The organism is Burkholderia sp. 9120 (assembly GCF_000745015.1).
Classification (GTDB): Bacteria; Pseudomonadota; Gammaproteobacteria; order Burkholderiales; family Burkholderiaceae; genus Paraburkholderia.
The window spans coordinates 1,025,036-1,043,180 of the sequence record NZ_JQNA01000002.1; the positions used below are offsets into that span (position 1 = coordinate 1,025,036).

An 18,145-nucleotide genomic window follows, 5' to 3' on the forward strand; every position below is an offset into this window, starting at 1 on the left:
AATACTGCCTCCACTGATCCATATCGCCCTCCTTTGCTGACTGTGCCGACCCGGACGCAGGGGTTCGTTACGCGCTCGGTTGTCGAGTAAACACTACAAGCCGGAACGGGCGCACAAACGCATCCGGGCGGCTTCTGCGCCGTCCGCCCGCTCTCGCGCACCCGCACAACCATGACCAGAACACTTCCCGTTGTCGCCGTAGCAACCGCAAGCTCACACACCTATCGTCCCGATATTGATGGCTTGCGCGCCGTTGCCGTACTCGCGGTCGTTATCTTTCACGCGTTTCCCGCCGCGTTGCCGGGTGGCTTTGTCGGCGTCGATATCTTCTTCGTTATTTCCGGCTATCTGATTACTGGAATACTGCTCGACGGAATGCAGGTGGGACAGTATTCGCTGGCGCAGTTCTACGCGCGGCGTATCCGGCGGATATTTCCCGCACTTGTGGCCGTACTGCTCGCAACGTGGGTAATGGGCTGGTTCTGCCTGACCGGCGAGGAATACCGCGAGCTTGGAAAACACGTGCTCGCGGGCGCTGGATTCGTCTCGAACTGGGCGTTCTGGATGGAGGCGGGATATTTTGACCAGACCGCTTCCGCGAAGCCCCTGCTTCATCTCTGGTCGCTTGGGGTCGAGGAGCAGTTCTACATAGTCTGGCCTGTCCTGATGTTTGTCGCCGTACGGCTGCGTCGGGTTGCACTGGTTTGCGCAGTGAGCGGATTGTTGTCGTTCGTATCGGCCATCTGGCTGGTCCAGTATCACCCGAGCGCCGCGTTTTACTGGCCGACAAGCCGCGTGTGGGAGCTGGCCGCAGGCGCCGGGTTCGCTATCGCCGCTTCCGGCAGATGCATGGAGCGAAACCACAACGCCCATAGTGCGTCATCGATCGGGCTGTTGCTTTGCGCGGTCTCGTTTATCGTGCTGAATTCCCGGCTGCCCTTTCCGGGATGGTTTGCGATACCGCCGGTGCTAGGCGCGGTGGCGTTGATCGCAGCGGGTCCGAAAGGGGTGGCGAACCGGCTGCTGCTCGGTAACCCGGTCGCGGTGTGGTTCGGAAAAATAAGCTACGCGCTGTACCTGTGGCACTGGCCGCTGCTATCGCTCTGCTTCATTGTCGCGGGCGGCGAACCGCCAGTGGCAGTACGGGCTGGCATTATCGCCGTGAGCGTCGTGCTAGCGTGGTTGACGACCGTGCTAATCGAGCGACCAATTCGTCTCGGGGCTCCGGCCAGATGGAAGCTCATCACGCCATGCATACTGATGCTCGGCGTCGCGTATCTCGGCGGCATGACGTATCAGCGTGACGGACTGGGATTCAGGAAAGGGTACAACCCGGACGCGGACGTCACCACGGCGACGTTGGGCGCGGGTCACGAATTCGTCAATCTCACGTGCGGCGTGTCGCCTGCCGACCGGCACCTGTTCCAGTTCTGTGAGACAGACAAACGGGCAGCATCCCATTTCGCGGTGTGGGGCGACAGCAAGGCCGATGCGCTGTACTGGGGGCTGGTGCGTAAGTCTATGCCCGGCATGAGCTGGACACTGGTCGCGCGCGCAAGCTGTCCGCCGATGGCTGGCGTCCATGAAATCGCATCGAATGCGGCGGATGACGGGGACGAGTGTCGCGAGGCGAATAACGTCGCGTTGCGCATGCTGCTCGGCAATCCGGAATTGACGACCGTCGTGCTGGTTGCGGCCAGCCGCGATATTGTCGGTCCGCAGTTCGCATATGACGGTTCGTCGCTGGCGGCGATGTCCGCCGCCAGCGACGGGCTTGATAATGCGATTGCCGTTCTGCTGCACGCAGGCAAGCGCGTCGTGCTGGTGCTGGACAATCCCGAACTGCGCGATCCCCGGCAGTGCATGGATCGACGACCGCTCGCATGGCCGGTTGTGCGCCAAGTGCTGGGCGTGTCGGACCTCAATGCTGCCCAGCGTTGTGCAATCAGCTATCGCGGTTATCTTGAGGGTACGGCTGGCTACCGCGCCATCGTTGACCAGTTGATAACACGTCATCCCGATCTGACTGTTTATGATCCTACGTCGGTGCTGTGTGATTCGCAGCGGAATGTCTGTCCGATGACGATGAACGGGAAATATCTTTACAGCTACGGCGATCACATGTCCGATTATGCGAATGGACTTGTCGCTGGACAGTTTCTGCCGCTTCTGCGCCGCGGACCTTAAACCATCGCTATCAGCAAATCCTGAAGTGCGCCCGGACTTCCGATGACTATCCGCCTGGCGCAAGAGATTGTTTTACCCCCTGCCGGGCCATGGAAAAAGCCATTCCCCCTTCGCAAGCTGCTGCATCCGCTTTCGCGCGCCGTCCATCACGTAAACCGGTGCTGCTGCGAACTGTTGGTCGTAGAAACACAGTAGCCTCGCAAGGATAGCCTCGTCGGCAGATTCAATGCTCCAGGTTTCGTTGCTCGCTGTGAGCGCAACACAACGTTTCAGTGCGCCCTGCACATCGTGATAAAAGCAATCGTGTTCATCACCGAAACCTGCTTCGCGCAGAAACCAGCTCAGGCTGGCCACGATGAACAGTTCACCGAGAAGTGCCGTACTTCCGGCACTGCTGCGACACGCAGCAAGCGCAAGGTGATTGCGCAGAGAAGTCTCTCGCGCCGATCCGGCCGTCGGCGGGAGCAGCTTTTCTTTGGTCAATGCGGCGCGCGGGCTGCGTCGTGGTGTTTTCTTTTTTGCCGATCGGGATTTCACGAAAGTTGTCAGATGTGAAGGCAGGATGTGTTCGTCGCAGTCTCGATGGCTACCGCTTCGAATTATATCCGCCCCCTCTAACCAGTCAGACCAGGCTCGAAATAAGGTGACATCCGCAGGTAGCCCGGTGCCCGTGACGGGCAATCGGTATGCCCCCGTCGGCCATCGATGCGTCGCCTTCCTCGATCACGTTGGGCAACACGTCGGGGTGTCGCGGACACGACACGCGATCACCCTTACGCGCGACATAGCGGCCTTCGAAACGCATTGTCGTTGAGCCGGTCAACACCTTGCCGCCGTGGTCAGTGTCGTCACCGACGCGAATCAAGTTGATCACGACTTCTGCCCCTTCAATTAAATTGAATCGTTCGAAGCTTTTTCCGGATCGAGGCTGCATCCTTGAACGGATAGGATAGCGGCTTGCCGTTTCTATCCGAACCATTCCATCCCGGCGGAAAATTCCTCATTGAGGAGTCGTCTCGTGTAAGCATCGACTTATCAGACACGCGGCTATATCGATAAATGAAGACCTTATAGTAGTCCCCTTCATAGTCAGCAGCTTGCGAATTTGTTGGCCACTTGACGAGTACGATGATACTTCTATTTTTCCAATAAAAAACCGTAGTCACCTCCGGACTTGATCCATTAATTTCGTATTTGTCGATAGGAAACTGTTCGCCGTCATTGCATCGCCAGTTTGCCAAAATGTCAAATGGCGGTGTGCTTAGCGGATCATCAGCTACAGGATGAAGTTCTTTCGAAAACGATATGAAGCAGCCACGCCGAATCGGGTCAGCGGATATCTGATCTGGCGACTCCCCTGCGGCGTAAGATGAGGTTGGCAGATAAACTGCGAACAACAGTGCTAAGGTAAAGATAATTTTTCTCACCACCCATTCTCCGTTGTTGAGGTCGAAGCCCAATCGTTGCTGCAAGGTTGCTGACCTTTGTTCAATTGCACGAAAGCTTTTTTGGCTGCAGCCTTTCGTCGTGCAAAATCTTTTAATGCTGGATTGATGATTTTGGTTACGCCTTTCACATTATTCTGATCAGCTTTTTCGTTTATAGACCGCGTATTCCAAAACCAAGCTGATGAGTCTGCGGCGATAGATGGATCATTTTGGACTTGAGCCGGATCAGTGACCACATCGTTTCCACTAGCTTGTTTGTACTCTTTATATGTGTCGAGCCATGTCATATGCAACAGGCCACGCCCGCGATAATCTCGCCCTGGGTACTCACTATCCCCAAACAGTACTTCTCCGAGGCCGCTGTCATTGTGCGTTAGATGAGTCTTTGAATAGTCTTCTATCTGCGCTGATGTCCATTCAGGATGAGACTTATGCAGCCCTGCTTTCAGCGCTGAAGGATACGTTGCCCACAAATGGTCTCCATCCGTGTAATTTAGATTCTCACGGAACGCGGTGAATCCACCGCATTCGACTTCACACTGACCCAAGAAATGCGAGGCGCGGTTACACGTGTTGATTCCGTATTTAATGAAAGCGGTTGTGACCGCCGTAGAAAATTGACCTGCATTATCGGTTGTGATATTCGGAAAGATCGCTTTGAGTATCGTCGCAGTGATAGTGAGGTCGCTGCCACAATGCAAACACGTCAGTCCAGCGTTCACATTAAAGTTGCTGACGAGCCCAATCGGATGGAAATACCACGGCGCGTGGTCTTTCGGAAAGCCCTCAATCCCATTTGCCTGTTCCCACCACTGTAGTTTGCCGATGCGCTCGAGCTCCGAACTCCAGAGAGATTGCAATGTCCCCATCAGCGGCGACAAAGCTTGCCATTTGCCCAAGCCACCACCCCATTCGCTTTCGTCACGCACGATTAGATGTGAGATGGCCTCAGCAAACCAAGGCGTCTGTTGCGCAATCTTCAGTTCCTGCGCAGTGATCGTACCGTCTTTATTCGTGTCGATAGCCCTTTCCAGCGCTGCGACGAGTGCGCCCTCATTCACGACCGATGCGCTTGGTTCGAACTCGGTCTTTGCTTCGCCTTCGATCAGTTGATCTGTCACGTGCAGATACCGCTTCAGCATATCTACCGGTTTGATGCCGCTGTGGTCGATTAGATCAAAACCAGGCCAGTCCCACGGGCCACACATGCGCGTTTGCGCATGCCCCTTTTCACAGACCCACCCCTGGCGTGTTGCGCCGTCCTTGGTGCCGATGGTGACGTTCCACCAATGCTGTCCCTTGTCGTCCTTGGCAATATTCTCTGCGCCCAGCTTCTCAAGATCGATACGGCGGAACACATCCCGGAAATCCGCGCCTGGTGCTGACGCGTTTGAAACTTTGAGCGGAAAATCCGTCCAACCCTTCACTACGCCATCTGTAACCTTGTTCGCCTGACTTGCATCGACCCATAGCGCGGGGCCAACGTTATGAAGCGGCGCGGGATGCGCTGCCTTGGGTTGAACTTTGATCCAGCGCGATCCCTGCGCATCCCCAACCGGCACCAGTTTTAAGCCAATCTGTGTCAGCGTCTGGTCTGGGTCAGGCACGGTCATGACAAGCTGTGCGCCTACCGAGATTTCAAGAAACGCATTGGCTGGCGGCAATTGCTTTGCGCGCTCGCGGCTGCGGGCAATGAAGTCGGATAGATCAGGTCCAGCAAACGTTTCGAGGTGCAGCATCGGATGCGTGCGGCCTGGTGGTAACGCGCTCGAATCGGTGTATTCCTGATACTGACCCATATGGCCGATCACTGTGCCCGCAGTGACAGCGTAAGGTGTCTTGAGCACCACGACTGTGTTGAGCGGCTGCGGATCGGACACGGCATCAAGTTCGTTGATAAACACATAACAGTAAGGTGCGTGAGGCGACACACTATGACCGACGGTTGCACTTACCGGCTCGCCGCTTTTGATGCTACTGATTTTTCCCCATCCCTTCTTAACTGGATCGGGAGTCAGGGTCAATTCCGATCCGGTTGGCAGCAGACCGATTATTTTCCCGTCAGGCAGATCACGGATATGGATGCCAGTGAGGGGTTGCGGCGTGGCGCTGCTGCCGTCATCCGATTGAAACGGACTGATCGCATTGGCTGTCTGAAACGGGTTGTCTAGTTCCTGCGACAGCTTCGGCAAGTCCTGTTTGTCCTTCGACTTATCCCCCACCCGGTAGTAGCGAGAGCCTTCCCAATACAACGGCTCGTCAATCTGCGGCTTGCTTTTGTCGGCGGATTGCTTTGCCGCGTTGTAGCCTTCCAGGTCCATCGTGTGCATGTACACGCTGAAAAAGACGAGCGTGTCAGCAGCAGTCTGCTCGGAAGGTTCCGCGGACGCTACGTTGGGCGTGGCTGGCTGCTGTGCCGGTGGCACGGGTGGCAATTGCAGCTTGTGACGGATCAGAACGAAGCCGGTTGAATAGAGGACAGAGCGGTCGCCTTGATATTTGAGTTCGGGATATTTCGAATCGAGCCGGTACGCCACGACTTCGCCATCGGCAATCGCACAGATTCCACCATCCTGCTTCAGTGCAGTCCCGGTCTGCGAATCGAAATGAATGCCTCCGTGCCACAGGCCGTTCGAACCAAGAGGATAAAAGCCACCCGTGGCATTTCCGAGTGCTTTCATGTACGCCATCGGATCGCCCGCATCGTCCTTGCTTGCAGGAGAGAACGGAAATGCCCACTTCAGTGGAGTGTAAGCGGGGGGAACAAGTGCTGCAGCCGGTGCCGGATGATTGTGAGAATCTGCCATGATTTATTTTGTTCGATGTAATTACCCAGAAAACCGCATGCCCCGGCCCCCCTTGTCCGCCACTGGCGTGGCCTGCAACGGATCGCTGATGGCCGCACTTGCCCCGCTCGGTTTGTCCCACGATGCACAGCGCTCCAGAATGTGTCCGGTCGTGACGTTCTCGATGCCTGCGCCCTTGATGCTGATGTACGAACCGCCCGCGCCAAGCCACACTTCCGTTTTCGCCGTCAGAACCAGCCGTCCCGTCGCACTCTCGACCTTGAGATCGAGCTGCGAAAGCAGGTTCATCGCATCGCTGAGCGCCTGGATGTCGATCTTTCCCTTGCTCGCAATGAGCTTGATGCCCAGGTTCTGCGCGAACAGGCTGATGCCGTCCATCACGCTTGCCAGCAACGATTTGCCCGCCGCAAGAATGACGTTTTTCCTCGCGACCGTATTGACGTGCTGGTCGGCCGTCAGGTGAATGGACTGCTGCGTGCTCGCCGCAATGCCTTCAGGACTGGACAACACCATGACCGGCTTCGAAAAACCGTTCGCATTGCCCGTCCCGCCCCCCGCCGTGCGGCCACCCTTGCCGACGGAGGCCGCCACGCTGTGCTGGGTCGCATCGATGAACGTCTTGAGCGCATCATGCCCATCCTGCAGACTCTCACCCCGGTTCGTCTCGCTCGCCTTCGAGACGGTTTCGAGGACGGCCTCAGCGCCCGCCAATTGCCCGGTCGCGGCTGTCACGTTCATGGGCTGAGTGGCGACAGGTTGCGTCGAAATGACCATGCCCTGTGCGGCACGCAACGCGCCGTACGCTCCCGACCGCAGATCGAAACCGGTCCCGATAAACGCGCCGCGCGTGTTATCCGTGTGCTGGATCAGATACCCCATATGGAGGCCGGTGCTGTAACTCGTCGAGTACAGGCTCAACCGGTTCTGTCCGCTGGCGTCGTCCATCAGGAATTCGTTGAAGCCGTCGCCGCCGTACTCCTTCGAGCGATGACCGGAGAACAGGCCATGCGAGTGAAACGCCGGCTTCGTCGCGCCGCCATGCAGCCTCGAAATGATCACCGGACGGTCGCAATCGCCATTCACAAAGCCCACCAGCACTTCGTCGCCCTTGCGCAGCGCAAAATGACCGCCACGCTGACTGCCCGCATCGGGCATGGCGGCGCGTATCCACGCCGACGCGCGTTCGTCGCGGCCCTTGCGACTCCACGTCAGCCAGACCTTCGAGCGATTCAGCGAATCGGTGAAAATTTCTTCGTTATCTGGTGTGCCGACGATGCCCGTCTGCAGATGCATCTCGGGCTTGTGATGTCTGAACGGACTGCGGAACGGCACGCGACGTCGCTGCGCCTCAATCTCAACCTGGAAAAATCCTGCGCTGCCATCCGTGTGGCGAACAGTCGATCCAGCGCCCGCTGTCCGCGCCTGTTCAACCTCGGCCCGCAGACTCCCCGGGAACTGCGCGACGGCTTCGATGCCCGGCACATTGTTCTGTATCAGCCAGTCGACGGCGATGATCGCCATCTCGCGCTCGACCTCCGGCTCGCTGTCGTGAACGGGATGACCATCGAGCCGGTACCAGTAGCCGGGCAGTGCGCATCGCAGGCTGCCGACGCCGAAATACCGTTTCGAGCGGCTTGCCATTTCCTCCGCGAGAATGCGCGCCTGCGTGTCGCCCATCGCGCTATCCGACCACGAGTAGCCGCCTGTATAGATATAGTTCTCGCCCTGCGCGGGCAGTTCATCCTGACTGAATGCCGGAGAGCTGATTTCCTTTGGCTGGTCGGGCTGCATGTAGTCGAAGGTGTTCGTCGTGATCGATGCGCTTTGCGAATCCTGCTGTTCGCTCCACTGGTTCAGCCCATCGAATTCCACGTTGGTGGCCGAGCGGCTGAACGTCACTACCTGCGTGGGCAACTGCGGCACAAAGTACAGATCGTCCGTGATAACGACGGTATGAGACTGGCCATCGCTCGCGAATTCGAAGCGTGGAAAGATGCCGACCTCTTCCATGCTCCTGTGGACAAAGTTCCAATCGTCCTCCCACTGGACCCGTTGCGAATACGAGCGGATCGGCGAGCGCAGATCGAAGCGATACTGGCCCTGCGCCTGCGGGGTCTTGGCGAACACATCGGCGAGAATCTGCCTGCCGTCAGCTTCCTGCCAGTCGCGGCAGTCACTGCTGAGCTTGAGGAAGCTGAGCCATGACGAAAACTGAATCTGGTAGTAGGTCACTGGCCCATCACTTCCCAGACGGCGGGCATGCTGCACGTAGCCGTGGATCGGCATATAGCTGCCGTCGTTCTGCTGAATCCAGAGTGTGACCGGTTTCAGCACGAGCGCGCCGAGCTTGATCTTTTCACCGTGAGCCGACACGGCATCAACAGTGAATTCGAAATTGCCCCCGAGGCGAGCCGAACCTTTCACGTACATCGGTACGAGCCAGTCCTGGCCAAGCGGCGTGTCGAGTTTGTTAAGCCGCCCCAACTGCGTGTACCCGGCGCGCAACGCGCCCTGCAGCACTTCGTAAGCCATGCGGAACCCCGTGTATGGAAAACGCATACGGCCGCCACTCAAAGCGGGGCGGCCTGTTCACTTCGCTATTGACTGCATCTGGAGAACGAAGCCTTCGAACATCGAAGGTGCCGTTAAATTCACCGGAAAGGAAAAGACGAACCTAAACCTTATACCCTCTTAACTTTGATTATCCATTTCGCATAAAATGTAAATCAGGCGGCATCATCAGCATATTGGCGACGCACGCGATTTTACCTGAATCAATAGCCCGCGCCATATCGGCGCGATGTCAAATCCTGTCAGATGATGAATGCAATCGAATTCAGGACGGATACATCAGGTCATTTTTTTGACAGAAAAATCCCGGACACGTATCTGTGCGTCTCCTTAAAGCCTTGATAATTTAGCCACTGGAAAACAGGCTTGCACCCAGCCCAGCCAAAGGTGAAAGACGGATGCACTGACAAGCCAAGCAACAACCCAACATCAAGGGAAAAAGCATGAATGTATTCAAGTTGCGGCAAGGGGAACATGGCAGCCAAACGTTGACTGCTGTGAACTTTCACTTCGCGACCAGCAAGAAGTACCCATGGTATCAAGACCGCGCAGGCCAGATAAGGCACTACGCAGTCTGCCCGGAGTGCGACAACCCGATTCATATCGTCAATCTCGACGTTGCCAGGAAGGTCGACAACGAGGGACGTAACTTGCCGCTTTACGCCAAGCACGCGTTGGGCAACATTGAAGGGATTGGTACATTCGACTCCGAAGCCTACGAGGACTGCTCTCTCGCGAACCCGAAATCACTTAACGGTACAGACAAGACGCGCCGACCTGGCAAAGCGGTATCAGAGATTCTGGAGGTACTCCGTGATCATGCGGATGCGCTTCACTACATGATCGAACAGTTCCTCGGCGCGTCCGTTTCAAATGAACTTTACGGCTCAATACTTCGACAGTTTCACAAGCATGAAGGCTATCTCTATCGAGCTGTCAGCACGTCCAACCTGCCTTACGCGCTGCTGTATATGGCAGGAAGCCTAAGCACCTACGGTTGTTTCCCACAACCGGAATCGGTCTGGACCCGAGCACTGGCCCACAGCGCGCATTTCGAGATGGGAAAGTGGGGCATCAAGCGGAAGTCCGATTCGAAAGCGCAACTGCGCTTTTTCGTAACCGACCATGCGATCAAAAACTCGCAGAGCGGACATGAACAAAAGATGACGCTGGTGATTGAGGAGGAGTATTCCGGTGAGAGAAAGCGCCTGCTCGCGCAAAGTCAGTCAATCGAAATTCAGCGTTTCCGCAACATGCTTTCCAAGCGAATGCGCCTTCGAGAGATCGCGTGTAAGGAGTTCGAACCTCTGTAAAATTTCGATAGACGATGCACACTATCTGATGTGCTTTTACTCCATTTGCTTCCGGAGCCGCTTCCATAGTGGCTTAACTTGTCGCTTTATAGTTTTTTCGCCAAGAATATTTGAGGCACGCAAGGCATACGAAACGAAGTTACGTCGTCCGAGATAAGAGTACCGCCTATATAACTTGCCCTTGTATAGTGGTCTCGCCGCTTCGCCTCGCTCCTCGCGCAAATCATTTCGCGTGCGCATGGTCACGCGTGCAAGACGTACGCCGCGCCTCATTCGCTCTGAATACCGCGCCAATGATGCGGAACGAAGCGAAACTTGCTGACCGTCAAAGATAAAACCCAGATATTGAAGCGGCCTATCGGCTTCCAGTCTGCCAGATGTTGACGTGAAAAAACGTTCCTCGGTCTTCTTGGGATGTAATGGCAATTCATAGAGGCTGGCAAGTTCACCGGCTAACTTCATAAACTCCTTCCCCTTGCCCTCGGGCGCAATGATGAGCATGTCGTCGCAGTAGCGAAAGTACTTGCCACCGGACGGGGAGAGAGCGGTCCACATTGCCTGATCAAAGCCCGTCATGTAGATGTTCGACAAGAGCGCGCTTATGGGTGAACCCTGCGGAATTCCTTTCGGTACTACGTTACGCTCAATCAGACCACAAGCACGAACCACATTGCGGAAAACGTCAGGCTCGCAAATCCGAGCGCCAGCGCGACGGGGATTGTTAAATGAAATGCCTAATACTTTGTAAAGATTCCGCTTGTCTACCCAAGTGAAACGGGTGAGCGACTTGAATACGTTATAGTGATCGGGAGGAAGGTTCTTGCCGCCAAGCATTGTCGCCCAGCTCGCTTTTAGTATCTTGTGATCTAAATTTCCGAAAAAATCGCTAATGTCGGCGCAGATCACGTCCGCGCCGCCCATCAATTTGATTGCATCGAATGCTTCCTTCGCAAACTCAATGTTGCTCTTTCCGAGCCTCCGAAAAGCGAGTACCGAAGGCTGGTATTCAACTTCGCGAAGATACTCTTCGTAGCGCTCGCTTAATAGCGATGCATAGTGCGCGTAAATATGGCTATCCACATGCGAAGCATAACTTACCGGCCGCTCCTTCGGGATAACCACTAAGCGTTTATGAACTTTGTCCCACTTTACCTTGTGGCTTTTAACGATAAAGCGAATGAATGGATAAAAAGCGTGACGCGTCACCACCTCCGGATTACAGGCGATGGCGGCCGCGGCATTCTCGCTAATCGGCAAATCGAAATGTAGATATCTTCGGCGTTTAAACCACCCGACAGCTTTGCTCATTCGATTTACCTAGCAAACCGGGGAGACGACGGTTGGCGGCATTCCAATAACCGCCTCCCCGGATATACAGCAATGTTCTTCACATTATCTCACTCAGCTTAAAAACCGAGCTTTGGCCGCTAATGTTAGAAATGAAGTATCATGTCAGTATCGACGTAGAGGTCCGTATGACGGAGATCATAGTCTATGCGTTATCAGCGCTGCGTCTCTGCTCTTGGAGCCGTTCGGCGTGGCTTGACAACCTGTCACTTTCCTCTCCAGCATATCCGAAGAGCGTAATTAATATAAATGACACTCTTCCGCTACGCAAGTGCGACATTGAAATACTACAGGGGCGTGTTGGGCACTTCCGAAAAGGTTGGGGGTAACGTTCAAATGTCGGTTCTTGTCCGCTGAACTTTGTTCCGCGCGCGTGAAGATCGTTACATCAGGGCGACGCAAGGAGGCTGTTGAATAGCCTACTTGCGTCACGCATAGACCATCTCTATCCGGTCTTGTTCTGCGGATTGATCTATTTCGCATATTTTGGTTGTACGCGTCGACATGTGAGCAAAGATGCCGGATTGACCTGCGTTGTATAGTCGGCAAGCTGACCGCGAACAGCTTATCGCGGTGGGCACGAAGAGCACCCATTGGGTGCTTTATTGGCGGGGAGATGACAGATGAGCGATAGACCAATTGTCCTGAGAAACGCCTGCATCAAGCTGCTTTCGGCAACCGAAGCCGACCCGAGGAAGTCCCATCAACATGAGTTCAACGGTGTCGCGCAGCTTGAGCTGATATTTGGCGAGGATGGCTTTGAACGAGAAGCCGTGTTCTCCTTGAGAGGCGAGGCCATCGCCGACAGAGCAAAAGTCACTTGGTACGATGCCAGGAGGAAGCATCCAACGCGATCCGAGCACCGGTTTTATTTTCGGGAGAATAAGGTGATGGCCCGTGCCCGTGAGGGGGACAACATCCTAATCGGATTCGACAACACAAACGAACTGCATTGCGTGCTGATACCAAGCGGGGCGAGCGGCTACCGGAACGACGTTTCCGGCTGGGAAGTTACGACTGACGTGAACGCCTGATTTCTCCTCCGGCAAATCCGCGTCGAATAGATTTATTTAGTACACAGCAGTCGTAGTGTCGACAGCAGTAGTGACGCTAGGCCGCTTTGTTTGGTGCTGACGCGTTCTTGCGTCGTCTGACGCTGAAAAGTGGTAGTAAGTCATTGTAGACGCGCCCCGTTCCCTTGCTAAACGACGCTCAGTTTCGCTTTGCTTTTGCCGCGACCAGACCCACCGCCCTCGATACTATGATAGTTGGTGAGGCGGAACACCAGATTGTCGAATTCCACAACCGGCAGCGACAGCGCACTTGCGATCGTGTGCTTCGTCATGCCATCGGCGCGCAACATCTGCAGAACCTTGTCCCAAACCACGGACGTTTCACGCTCTACGGAATATGGCTCAGATTGCCGGTAGTGCTGTGAAATCTGGATCGCGAAGTTGCGGTACTGCCAGTCGGTGGTTATTTCCAAGCGGTGCAATCGATAGTTCAATGCGGCGACCGATACGCGCCACCGTTTCTTGGCTTCCACTATCTGATTTACCGCGTTGACCCGCGGAAGTCGAGCTTTTACATCTCCCTCAGGCATTAGAAACGCCGAGGCAAACTGGTTGGCCTCATCTTCGACAACTCTACCGCCCTGTGGGCCACCATGCTTGTGCAGGACAAGGTGCCCAAGCTCGTGCGCGGCGTCGAACCTGCTGCGCTCGGCAGTCTTAAACGTGTTCAGGAAGACGTAGGGCGTTTCCTTCCTCCACATCGAAAAGGCGTCGACCGTCTTCGTATTTTCCGCAAGCGAAAACACGCGCACGCCCTTGGCCTCGAGGAGATGCACCATGTTTGTAATTGGCCGATCTCCGAGCCCCCACTCCTCACGTAGAACACGTGCTGCCGCTTCGGGATCGGCGCAATCCTTACAGTCGATGAGAGCATGCGAAGGTAGATGGAACCGCGCGTCAATCCAGTCGTTAAAAACAAACGAAAACGCACCAGCGGCGAGAGCGGCATCCCTCTCGCGAGCGGACATTGTGCTCATCGACCGGAAGCTGGCAGCCTCTGGCTGAGGCTCATCTATGTCGTTGCCGGAGAAGAAGGCGACCGGGAAGTTCAATGCGCTCGAAAGCGCATTCAAACTTTCCTCGGGCGGTTCCGCTTCGCCGCTTTCATACCGAATGATTGTCTTTTGATCGCAGCCCAGCACCTCTGCAAGAGCTTTTTTTGTGAACTTGCGTCGACGCCGGGCGAGGCTCAGTCGGCTTGGATTAAACATGCTTACTTACGGGTTACTTCAATGGGAAATGTGTCGAGATCGTCGTCATCATCGCTGCTATTCTGATCGCGGATCGGCGTATTCCACTCACCGGGAGCCACGAGGATTATCTTCTCAAGGCACTCGGAAGCGTAGCCAGCGTCGAAATCTCCCAGCAACGACAATTCGGCCTGAACGTTGTCGCCCTTGATGAAAACGCAAACGTGCCACGTAGCATATTCGCTGAGGTTGGTGACTGGCATTTCGCCGTCAGGAGACGGCCAGTCATCGGCATCCGGCAACGTATATTGATGAACCTGCTTATTGTTGAACGCGGCACGTTCCGAGTTCGGACCTTTCTTCGAACGATTCTGCGGAACGCGATCAGGAATACCTGCGCCGTCGTCTGCATTCAGGATGGCCAATCGGACCTTTTTCTCGCGGTTCAGACAGGTAGCAAGGCCGCCGGTATTGTCTTTGAGCCAGCCCAGCGGTCGAAGCAGTTCGCGGCTCCGACGGACGCCGTGTCGCCACGAAGAATAGCCCGGAGCGCCCGGTGGGTCGTTGTCAGTACAGCCCGCATATCCCGCGACACATGCTTGCACGATCTCAATCATGATTTCGCGGGTGAGGCCGAGTTGCGACAGCCTCGATTCGACTTCTTCGAATTTCTGGTGCACGACCGCAGGCATACGAGGACTCCATGTCCATTTTCGGTGCCTCAATTGTAATGGAAAAAATGGACATGGTGGGGCTATCCACATCATAGGCGCGCTAAACATTCACTTGACCCTCCGGCGTCACCCTAGGACCAGCCAGCGCGCACAGCGAGTCGACACCAACGTCCTGGCTCGTTTGGGTACACCGTAGCGAGCCACAGCCCGGGGCCGATGCACCCGGATCAATAGACTTAACTGTTTGTGAGCCACATGGTAGAATTGATCCATCAATTCAAACGATCCACACAAAGACCATGCGCAAAATCTACTACGGGCGGATTTCGACCACGGACGGGCAATCATCCGCAAGCCAGTACGAAGACGCCAGAGCCCACGGCGTAGACGGGAAGGACATTTTCATAGACGAGGGCATCAGTGGCTACCATGTGGCCCCAGAGGACCGCGAGCAGTGGCGCAAAGCCGAGCATGATTTGCGCCACGGTGGAATCCTGATCGTGCGCTGGCTGGACCGGATCAGCCGCCGCTACGATGAACTGCACCGGACGATGCACCGACTCATGGGCTTAGGGGTACTCGTCGAATGCACGCTCAACGGGATGGTGTTCGACGGGAACGCGAAGGACCCGATTGAAAAGGCTACGCGAGACGCGGTGCTGGCATTCATGGCTGCACAGGGAGAAGCCGATTATCGCAACCGGGGCGAGATGCAGCGCCGGGGCGTCGCGATCGCCAAGGCAGCGGGCAAGTACACGGGCCGCGTGCGGTCGCACGATTATGCTGCGATCAAAGCGTGGCGCGAAGAGCACGGCGCGAGCATTCGCGTAACTGCTGAGCAATTCGGTGTTGGTACTGCGACGGTCAAGCGAGCGTGCGCCGCTACCGAATGATAGTGACAGCGGCAGTGCAACGCATTATATGCGTGTACATTGCTGCGTGAAGCTCTCGTCGGCCGCTTTCGACGGTTCTATTTGCACGCAACGGAGGCCCAATGCCATTCTTGAAGTTTAGGCTCAACACGGACGAGCAAATCGCGCTTTACAACGATGTGGAGACGTTCATCGGAGGCAAACCAATTGGGCAGCCCGTTCAGTTGCCGGACTACCCTAAAACCACAACGATGGGTGACCGGCTTCTGTTTGGATACGAGATCGATGAGGGCTTCTTGGAAGCTTTTCCGCGTTGGCAATCAAAGTTAGAGCACTAGCAAGCGCCGCGTTGGAGTCGGGACTGCGCTCAACGGCAGCCTAATACGGTCATCCGGAATTCACTGCCGATATGCGACAACCCGAATATTGACGCAATTCAACTAAAGCGCAGGAGGACATATGGGAGGTGTTGGCGTGGAATTGCGAATGGATATCCTCCACAGAGCTACCGATCAGCAGATACTTAAGCCGTTGCGAACACATGGTTGGACGGCATCCATTACAGGAGAGAACACTAGCGGCGAGTACCTAACCATTACCGCGAGCAAGTCCGACGTGACTCGATTGATCGCGCTGATGTACACCTCTGCTACAGACAATCGTTATTACAAACAACTCGACGGGAACGTAGATCACATATTCGTCAACGGCGCCTTGTACAAGGTCGAGAGCTTCGCGTATGGAATCTCGACGCCCGTCTCACCGATTGATGACTTTTTCCCGGTATTGGTCGATTGGAATAAGCAGGTGGCACCCGAGGTTGGCATACCGGCGGATAAGCGCGGACCCCGCACTGTTCGACACATCACCGCTGAACGGCCGGTAGATGAGATTTGGGCGCATTTGAGCCAACTCGGGAGCGTGAAGCTTGCAGATAAGCTTGTTGAGCGACGTGCAGCACGAGATTCCGTCAGTCTATCGGGGGAGCAACTGCAAGCCAAATCGGCAGGCGTCGCCTATGCTATTCGAAACGCGGCCGATTACTTTCGTAACGCAGCGAATGAGAGTCTGAACCGGCGTATTCTGAGCCTCTACTACGGTTCGCTCGCGCTGGCTTTCGCTGAGATGCTGGCTTCGCCATCGGGTGCAGCAGACCTCGACGAAGTAGAGGGCATGACAAAGCACGGACACGGTCTGTTTACGGTTGCTTCTGCGACCGATGACTTGGGGGCTTTGCATGTTGGTGTCTTGGCGACTGGGTTTTTTCCACGCTGGGCAGCATTCCTCGGTTATAGCATCGATAGGTATCCACGAGCGAAGCCGAAAACGCCGAGCGACCTTGAGAAAATTCCCGATAGCTGCGTAACCACCCTCGGCGATCTGCTTTCGACCCTCCCCGAACTCGGATCGCTTTTTCTTGACGTCTACGATCTCGAGCCGTCTTGGATCACACCAGTATTCGACATGGAGTCGAATCAAATGGGCGGAGTGGGAGTGGTTGGCAGCAGCTACGTGCGGTTCGTAGACAAATCTGCCCGCTTGTCTGAGAATAGACTGCACACAACAACATGGCCAATCGCCGAGCTTGCTCGAGTGCAAGGTGATCAAGAGTACGGGCACGTATATCGGGCGAGAGTTGACCACTCCGGTTTCAAGTACTGGAACGAGGTGCTTCCCATACATCACAGCCCGTTCACCCAGAGCGGAACGCTGATTATCCCTACGCTCGCCGGAATTCACGAGTATCGCGCGATCTCCCTGATCATCCTTTATGCGTTATCTATTCTGGTCCGCTACATGCCCAGTGCCTGGAGGCGAGTCGAAGGTGGAGACTGGGATCAGCATTCGGCGCTAATCGTGCGAATGCTAGATGTGTTCGAGCGGATGTTGCCGCAGGAATTCCTCGAAAGCATCACAGATGATCGAGTGCATTCAAGCCTTCCAGGTGGGTTCATTTGAAGGGGTACGGTGTTGTATGCCACACACACGTGATTTTCACGGTTGCGAACTTGCAGCTCGTTCGCTTGATCTGCAGTGCCTTACCGGTTAGGGAAGACCTCGAACATGGCAGATCAACTAACGTGGTGGAAGTACGTGGTCGACTGCGCGCAAATTGCATCCGCCGTCGGGACATGCGGTGCGGTCATCGTTTCCCTTTGGCTTGTTAATCGAAAGCCCAAGCCCGAACTTCGGCTGACAGTCGGGCTAAGAATTCTGCTCGGCGGAGGATTACCCGGACCGCCGTGGCCTGAATTCCTGTGCATTAATATAGTGAATCTGGGCATTACGCCCGCGACTGTCGAAGGCTTTTCGTGGAAGCCTTCGCGCCGCGCAAAGGTTGCTGGTTACCAGAACGTGGATTCTCCGGCGCAGTACGCGCAGAATCCGCGCTTGCCCGCGACGTTGCAGCACGGGCAAAGTGTGACGTTCTTTATCGAAGCGGGCCGGAATAGCGGATGGTTCAAGCTGGTCGAGCAGGAAGGATTCTTTGATGAAATCTTGTTGAGTCGGGAACGGCTGGATAAATTGCGCCTGCACGCCTTCACCAGCGTCGGCGTTGTCGCGAAGGCAAAGCCAGCCTCAGACGTCTTGGACCGCTTGTGGGCGGCGATGCAGGCACACAAGACACGCATCGCTCCGTAGGCGTCGGAGCGTGGGCGATC

General features: G+C 55.7%; 15 protein-coding genes. 7 read left to right on the forward strand and 8 right to left on the reverse strand.

Annotated elements, in window-relative coordinates; all coding sequences use genetic code 11:
- Nucleotides 1-171 precede the first annotated feature (171 nt).
- A complete protein-coding gene (locus tag FA94_RS12745) occupies nucleotides 172-2,187 on the forward strand; it encodes an acyltransferase family protein (RefSeq protein ID WP_035551539.1) in 2,016 nt (671 codons plus the stop codon).
- Between the two features lie 72 nt (nucleotides 2,188-2,259).
- Here FA94_RS12745 and FA94_RS38595 read toward each other — a convergent pair whose 3' ends face one another.
- The 5 genes from FA94_RS38595 to FA94_RS12765 all read right to left on the reverse strand — a co-directional run bounded on the left by FA94_RS38595 (nucleotide 2,260) and on the right by FA94_RS12765 (nucleotide 8,974).
- The gene (locus FA94_RS38595; RefSeq protein ID WP_035551541.1) at nucleotides 2,260-2,724 is read right to left on the reverse strand and encodes a hypothetical protein; all 465 of its coding nucleotides are present in this window, start codon (nucleotides 2,722-2,724) and stop codon (nucleotides 2,260-2,262) included.
- 85 nt (nucleotides 2,725-2,809) lie between these two features.
- On the reverse strand, nucleotides 2,810-3,061 hold the full coding sequence (locus FA94_RS12755) for a PAAR domain-containing protein (RefSeq protein WP_035551543.1): 252 nt from the start codon (nucleotides 3,059-3,061) through the stop codon (nucleotides 2,810-2,812).
- A 13-nt stretch (nucleotides 3,062-3,074) separates the two neighbouring features.
- Nucleotides 3,075-3,614, reverse strand: coding sequence for a hypothetical protein (locus FA94_RS38600; RefSeq protein WP_143016557.1), 540 nt, complete (start codon nucleotides 3,612-3,614; stop codon nucleotides 3,075-3,077).
- On the reverse strand, nucleotides 3,611-6,442 hold the full coding sequence (locus FA94_RS12760) for a glycoside hydrolase family 19 protein (RefSeq protein ID WP_156126622.1): 2,832 nt from the start codon (nucleotides 6,440-6,442) through the stop codon (nucleotides 3,611-3,613). The genes FA94_RS38600 and FA94_RS12760 overlap by 4 nt, the downstream gene beginning before the upstream one ends.
- Before the next feature lie 21 nt (nucleotides 6,443-6,463).
- Nucleotides 6,464-8,974 carry a type VI secretion system Vgr family protein gene (locus FA94_RS12765; protein ID WP_035551544.1) on the reverse strand — a complete coding sequence of 837 codons (2,511 nt, stop codon included), beginning with the start codon at nucleotides 8,972-8,974 and terminating at the stop codon, nucleotides 6,464-6,466.
- Between the two features lie 482 nt (nucleotides 8,975-9,456).
- Between FA94_RS12765 and FA94_RS12770 the strand changes: the two genes are divergently transcribed.
- Complete coding sequence (locus FA94_RS12770; protein ID WP_035551545.1) at nucleotides 9,457-10,326, forward strand: hypothetical protein; 870 nt, start codon at nucleotides 9,457-9,459, stop codon at nucleotides 10,324-10,326.
- Nucleotides 10,327-10,362: 36 nt separating this feature from the next.
- On the opposite strand, the gene drt2 is transcribed toward FA94_RS12770, so the two are convergent.
- Nucleotides 10,363-11,634 carry an antiviral reverse transcriptase Drt2 gene (gene drt2 / locus FA94_RS12775; RefSeq protein WP_035551547.1) on the reverse strand — a complete coding sequence of 424 codons (1,272 nt, stop codon included), beginning with the start codon at nucleotides 11,632-11,634 and terminating at the stop codon, nucleotides 10,363-10,365.
- Nucleotides 11,635-12,296: 662 nt separating this feature from the next.
- Between drt2 and FA94_RS12780 the strand changes: the two genes are divergently transcribed.
- Entirely contained in the window at nucleotides 12,297-12,707 is a 411-nt protein-coding gene (locus FA94_RS12780) for a hypothetical protein (RefSeq protein ID WP_035551550.1), read from the forward strand.
- 167 nt (nucleotides 12,708-12,874) lie between these two features.
- Here FA94_RS12780 and FA94_RS12785 read toward each other — a convergent pair whose 3' ends face one another.
- Together FA94_RS12785 and FA94_RS39415 are read right to left on the reverse strand one after the other, a co-directional pair.
- Nucleotides 12,875-13,957, reverse strand: a complete 1,083-nt coding sequence (locus tag FA94_RS12785) for a helix-turn-helix domain-containing protein (RefSeq protein ID WP_035551552.1) — start codon at nucleotides 13,955-13,957, stop codon at nucleotides 12,875-12,877.
- 2 nt (nucleotides 13,958-13,959) lie between these two features.
- The gene (locus FA94_RS39415; protein ID WP_231584943.1) at nucleotides 13,960-14,628 is read right to left on the reverse strand and encodes a hypothetical protein; all 669 of its coding nucleotides are present in this window, start codon (nucleotides 14,626-14,628) and stop codon (nucleotides 13,960-13,962) included.
- Nucleotides 14,629-14,909: 281 nt separating this feature from the next.
- On the opposite strand from FA94_RS39415, the gene FA94_RS12800 reads away from it, so the two are divergent.
- The 4 genes from FA94_RS12800 (at nucleotide 14,910) to FA94_RS38605 (ending at nucleotide 18,125) form a co-directional block, all read left to right on the forward strand.
- The gene (locus FA94_RS12800; RefSeq protein WP_035551555.1) at nucleotides 14,910-15,503 is read left to right on the forward strand and encodes a recombinase family protein; all 594 of its coding nucleotides are present in this window, start codon (nucleotides 14,910-14,912) and stop codon (nucleotides 15,501-15,503) included.
- 101 nt (nucleotides 15,504-15,604) lie between these two features.
- Complete coding sequence (locus FA94_RS12805) at nucleotides 15,605-15,820, forward strand: hypothetical protein (protein WP_035551558.1); 216 nt, start codon at nucleotides 15,605-15,607, stop codon at nucleotides 15,818-15,820.
- Nucleotides 15,821-15,968: 148 nt separating this feature from the next.
- A complete protein-coding gene (locus FA94_RS12810; RefSeq protein ID WP_231584945.1) occupies nucleotides 15,969-17,441 on the forward strand; it encodes a YaaC family protein in 1,473 nt (490 codons plus the stop codon).
- Nucleotides 17,442-17,546: 105 nt separating this feature from the next.
- A complete protein-coding gene (locus tag FA94_RS38605; RefSeq protein WP_156126623.1) occupies nucleotides 17,547-18,125 on the forward strand; it encodes a hypothetical protein in 579 nt (192 codons plus the stop codon).
- Nucleotides 18,126-18,145: the final 20 nt, after the last annotated feature.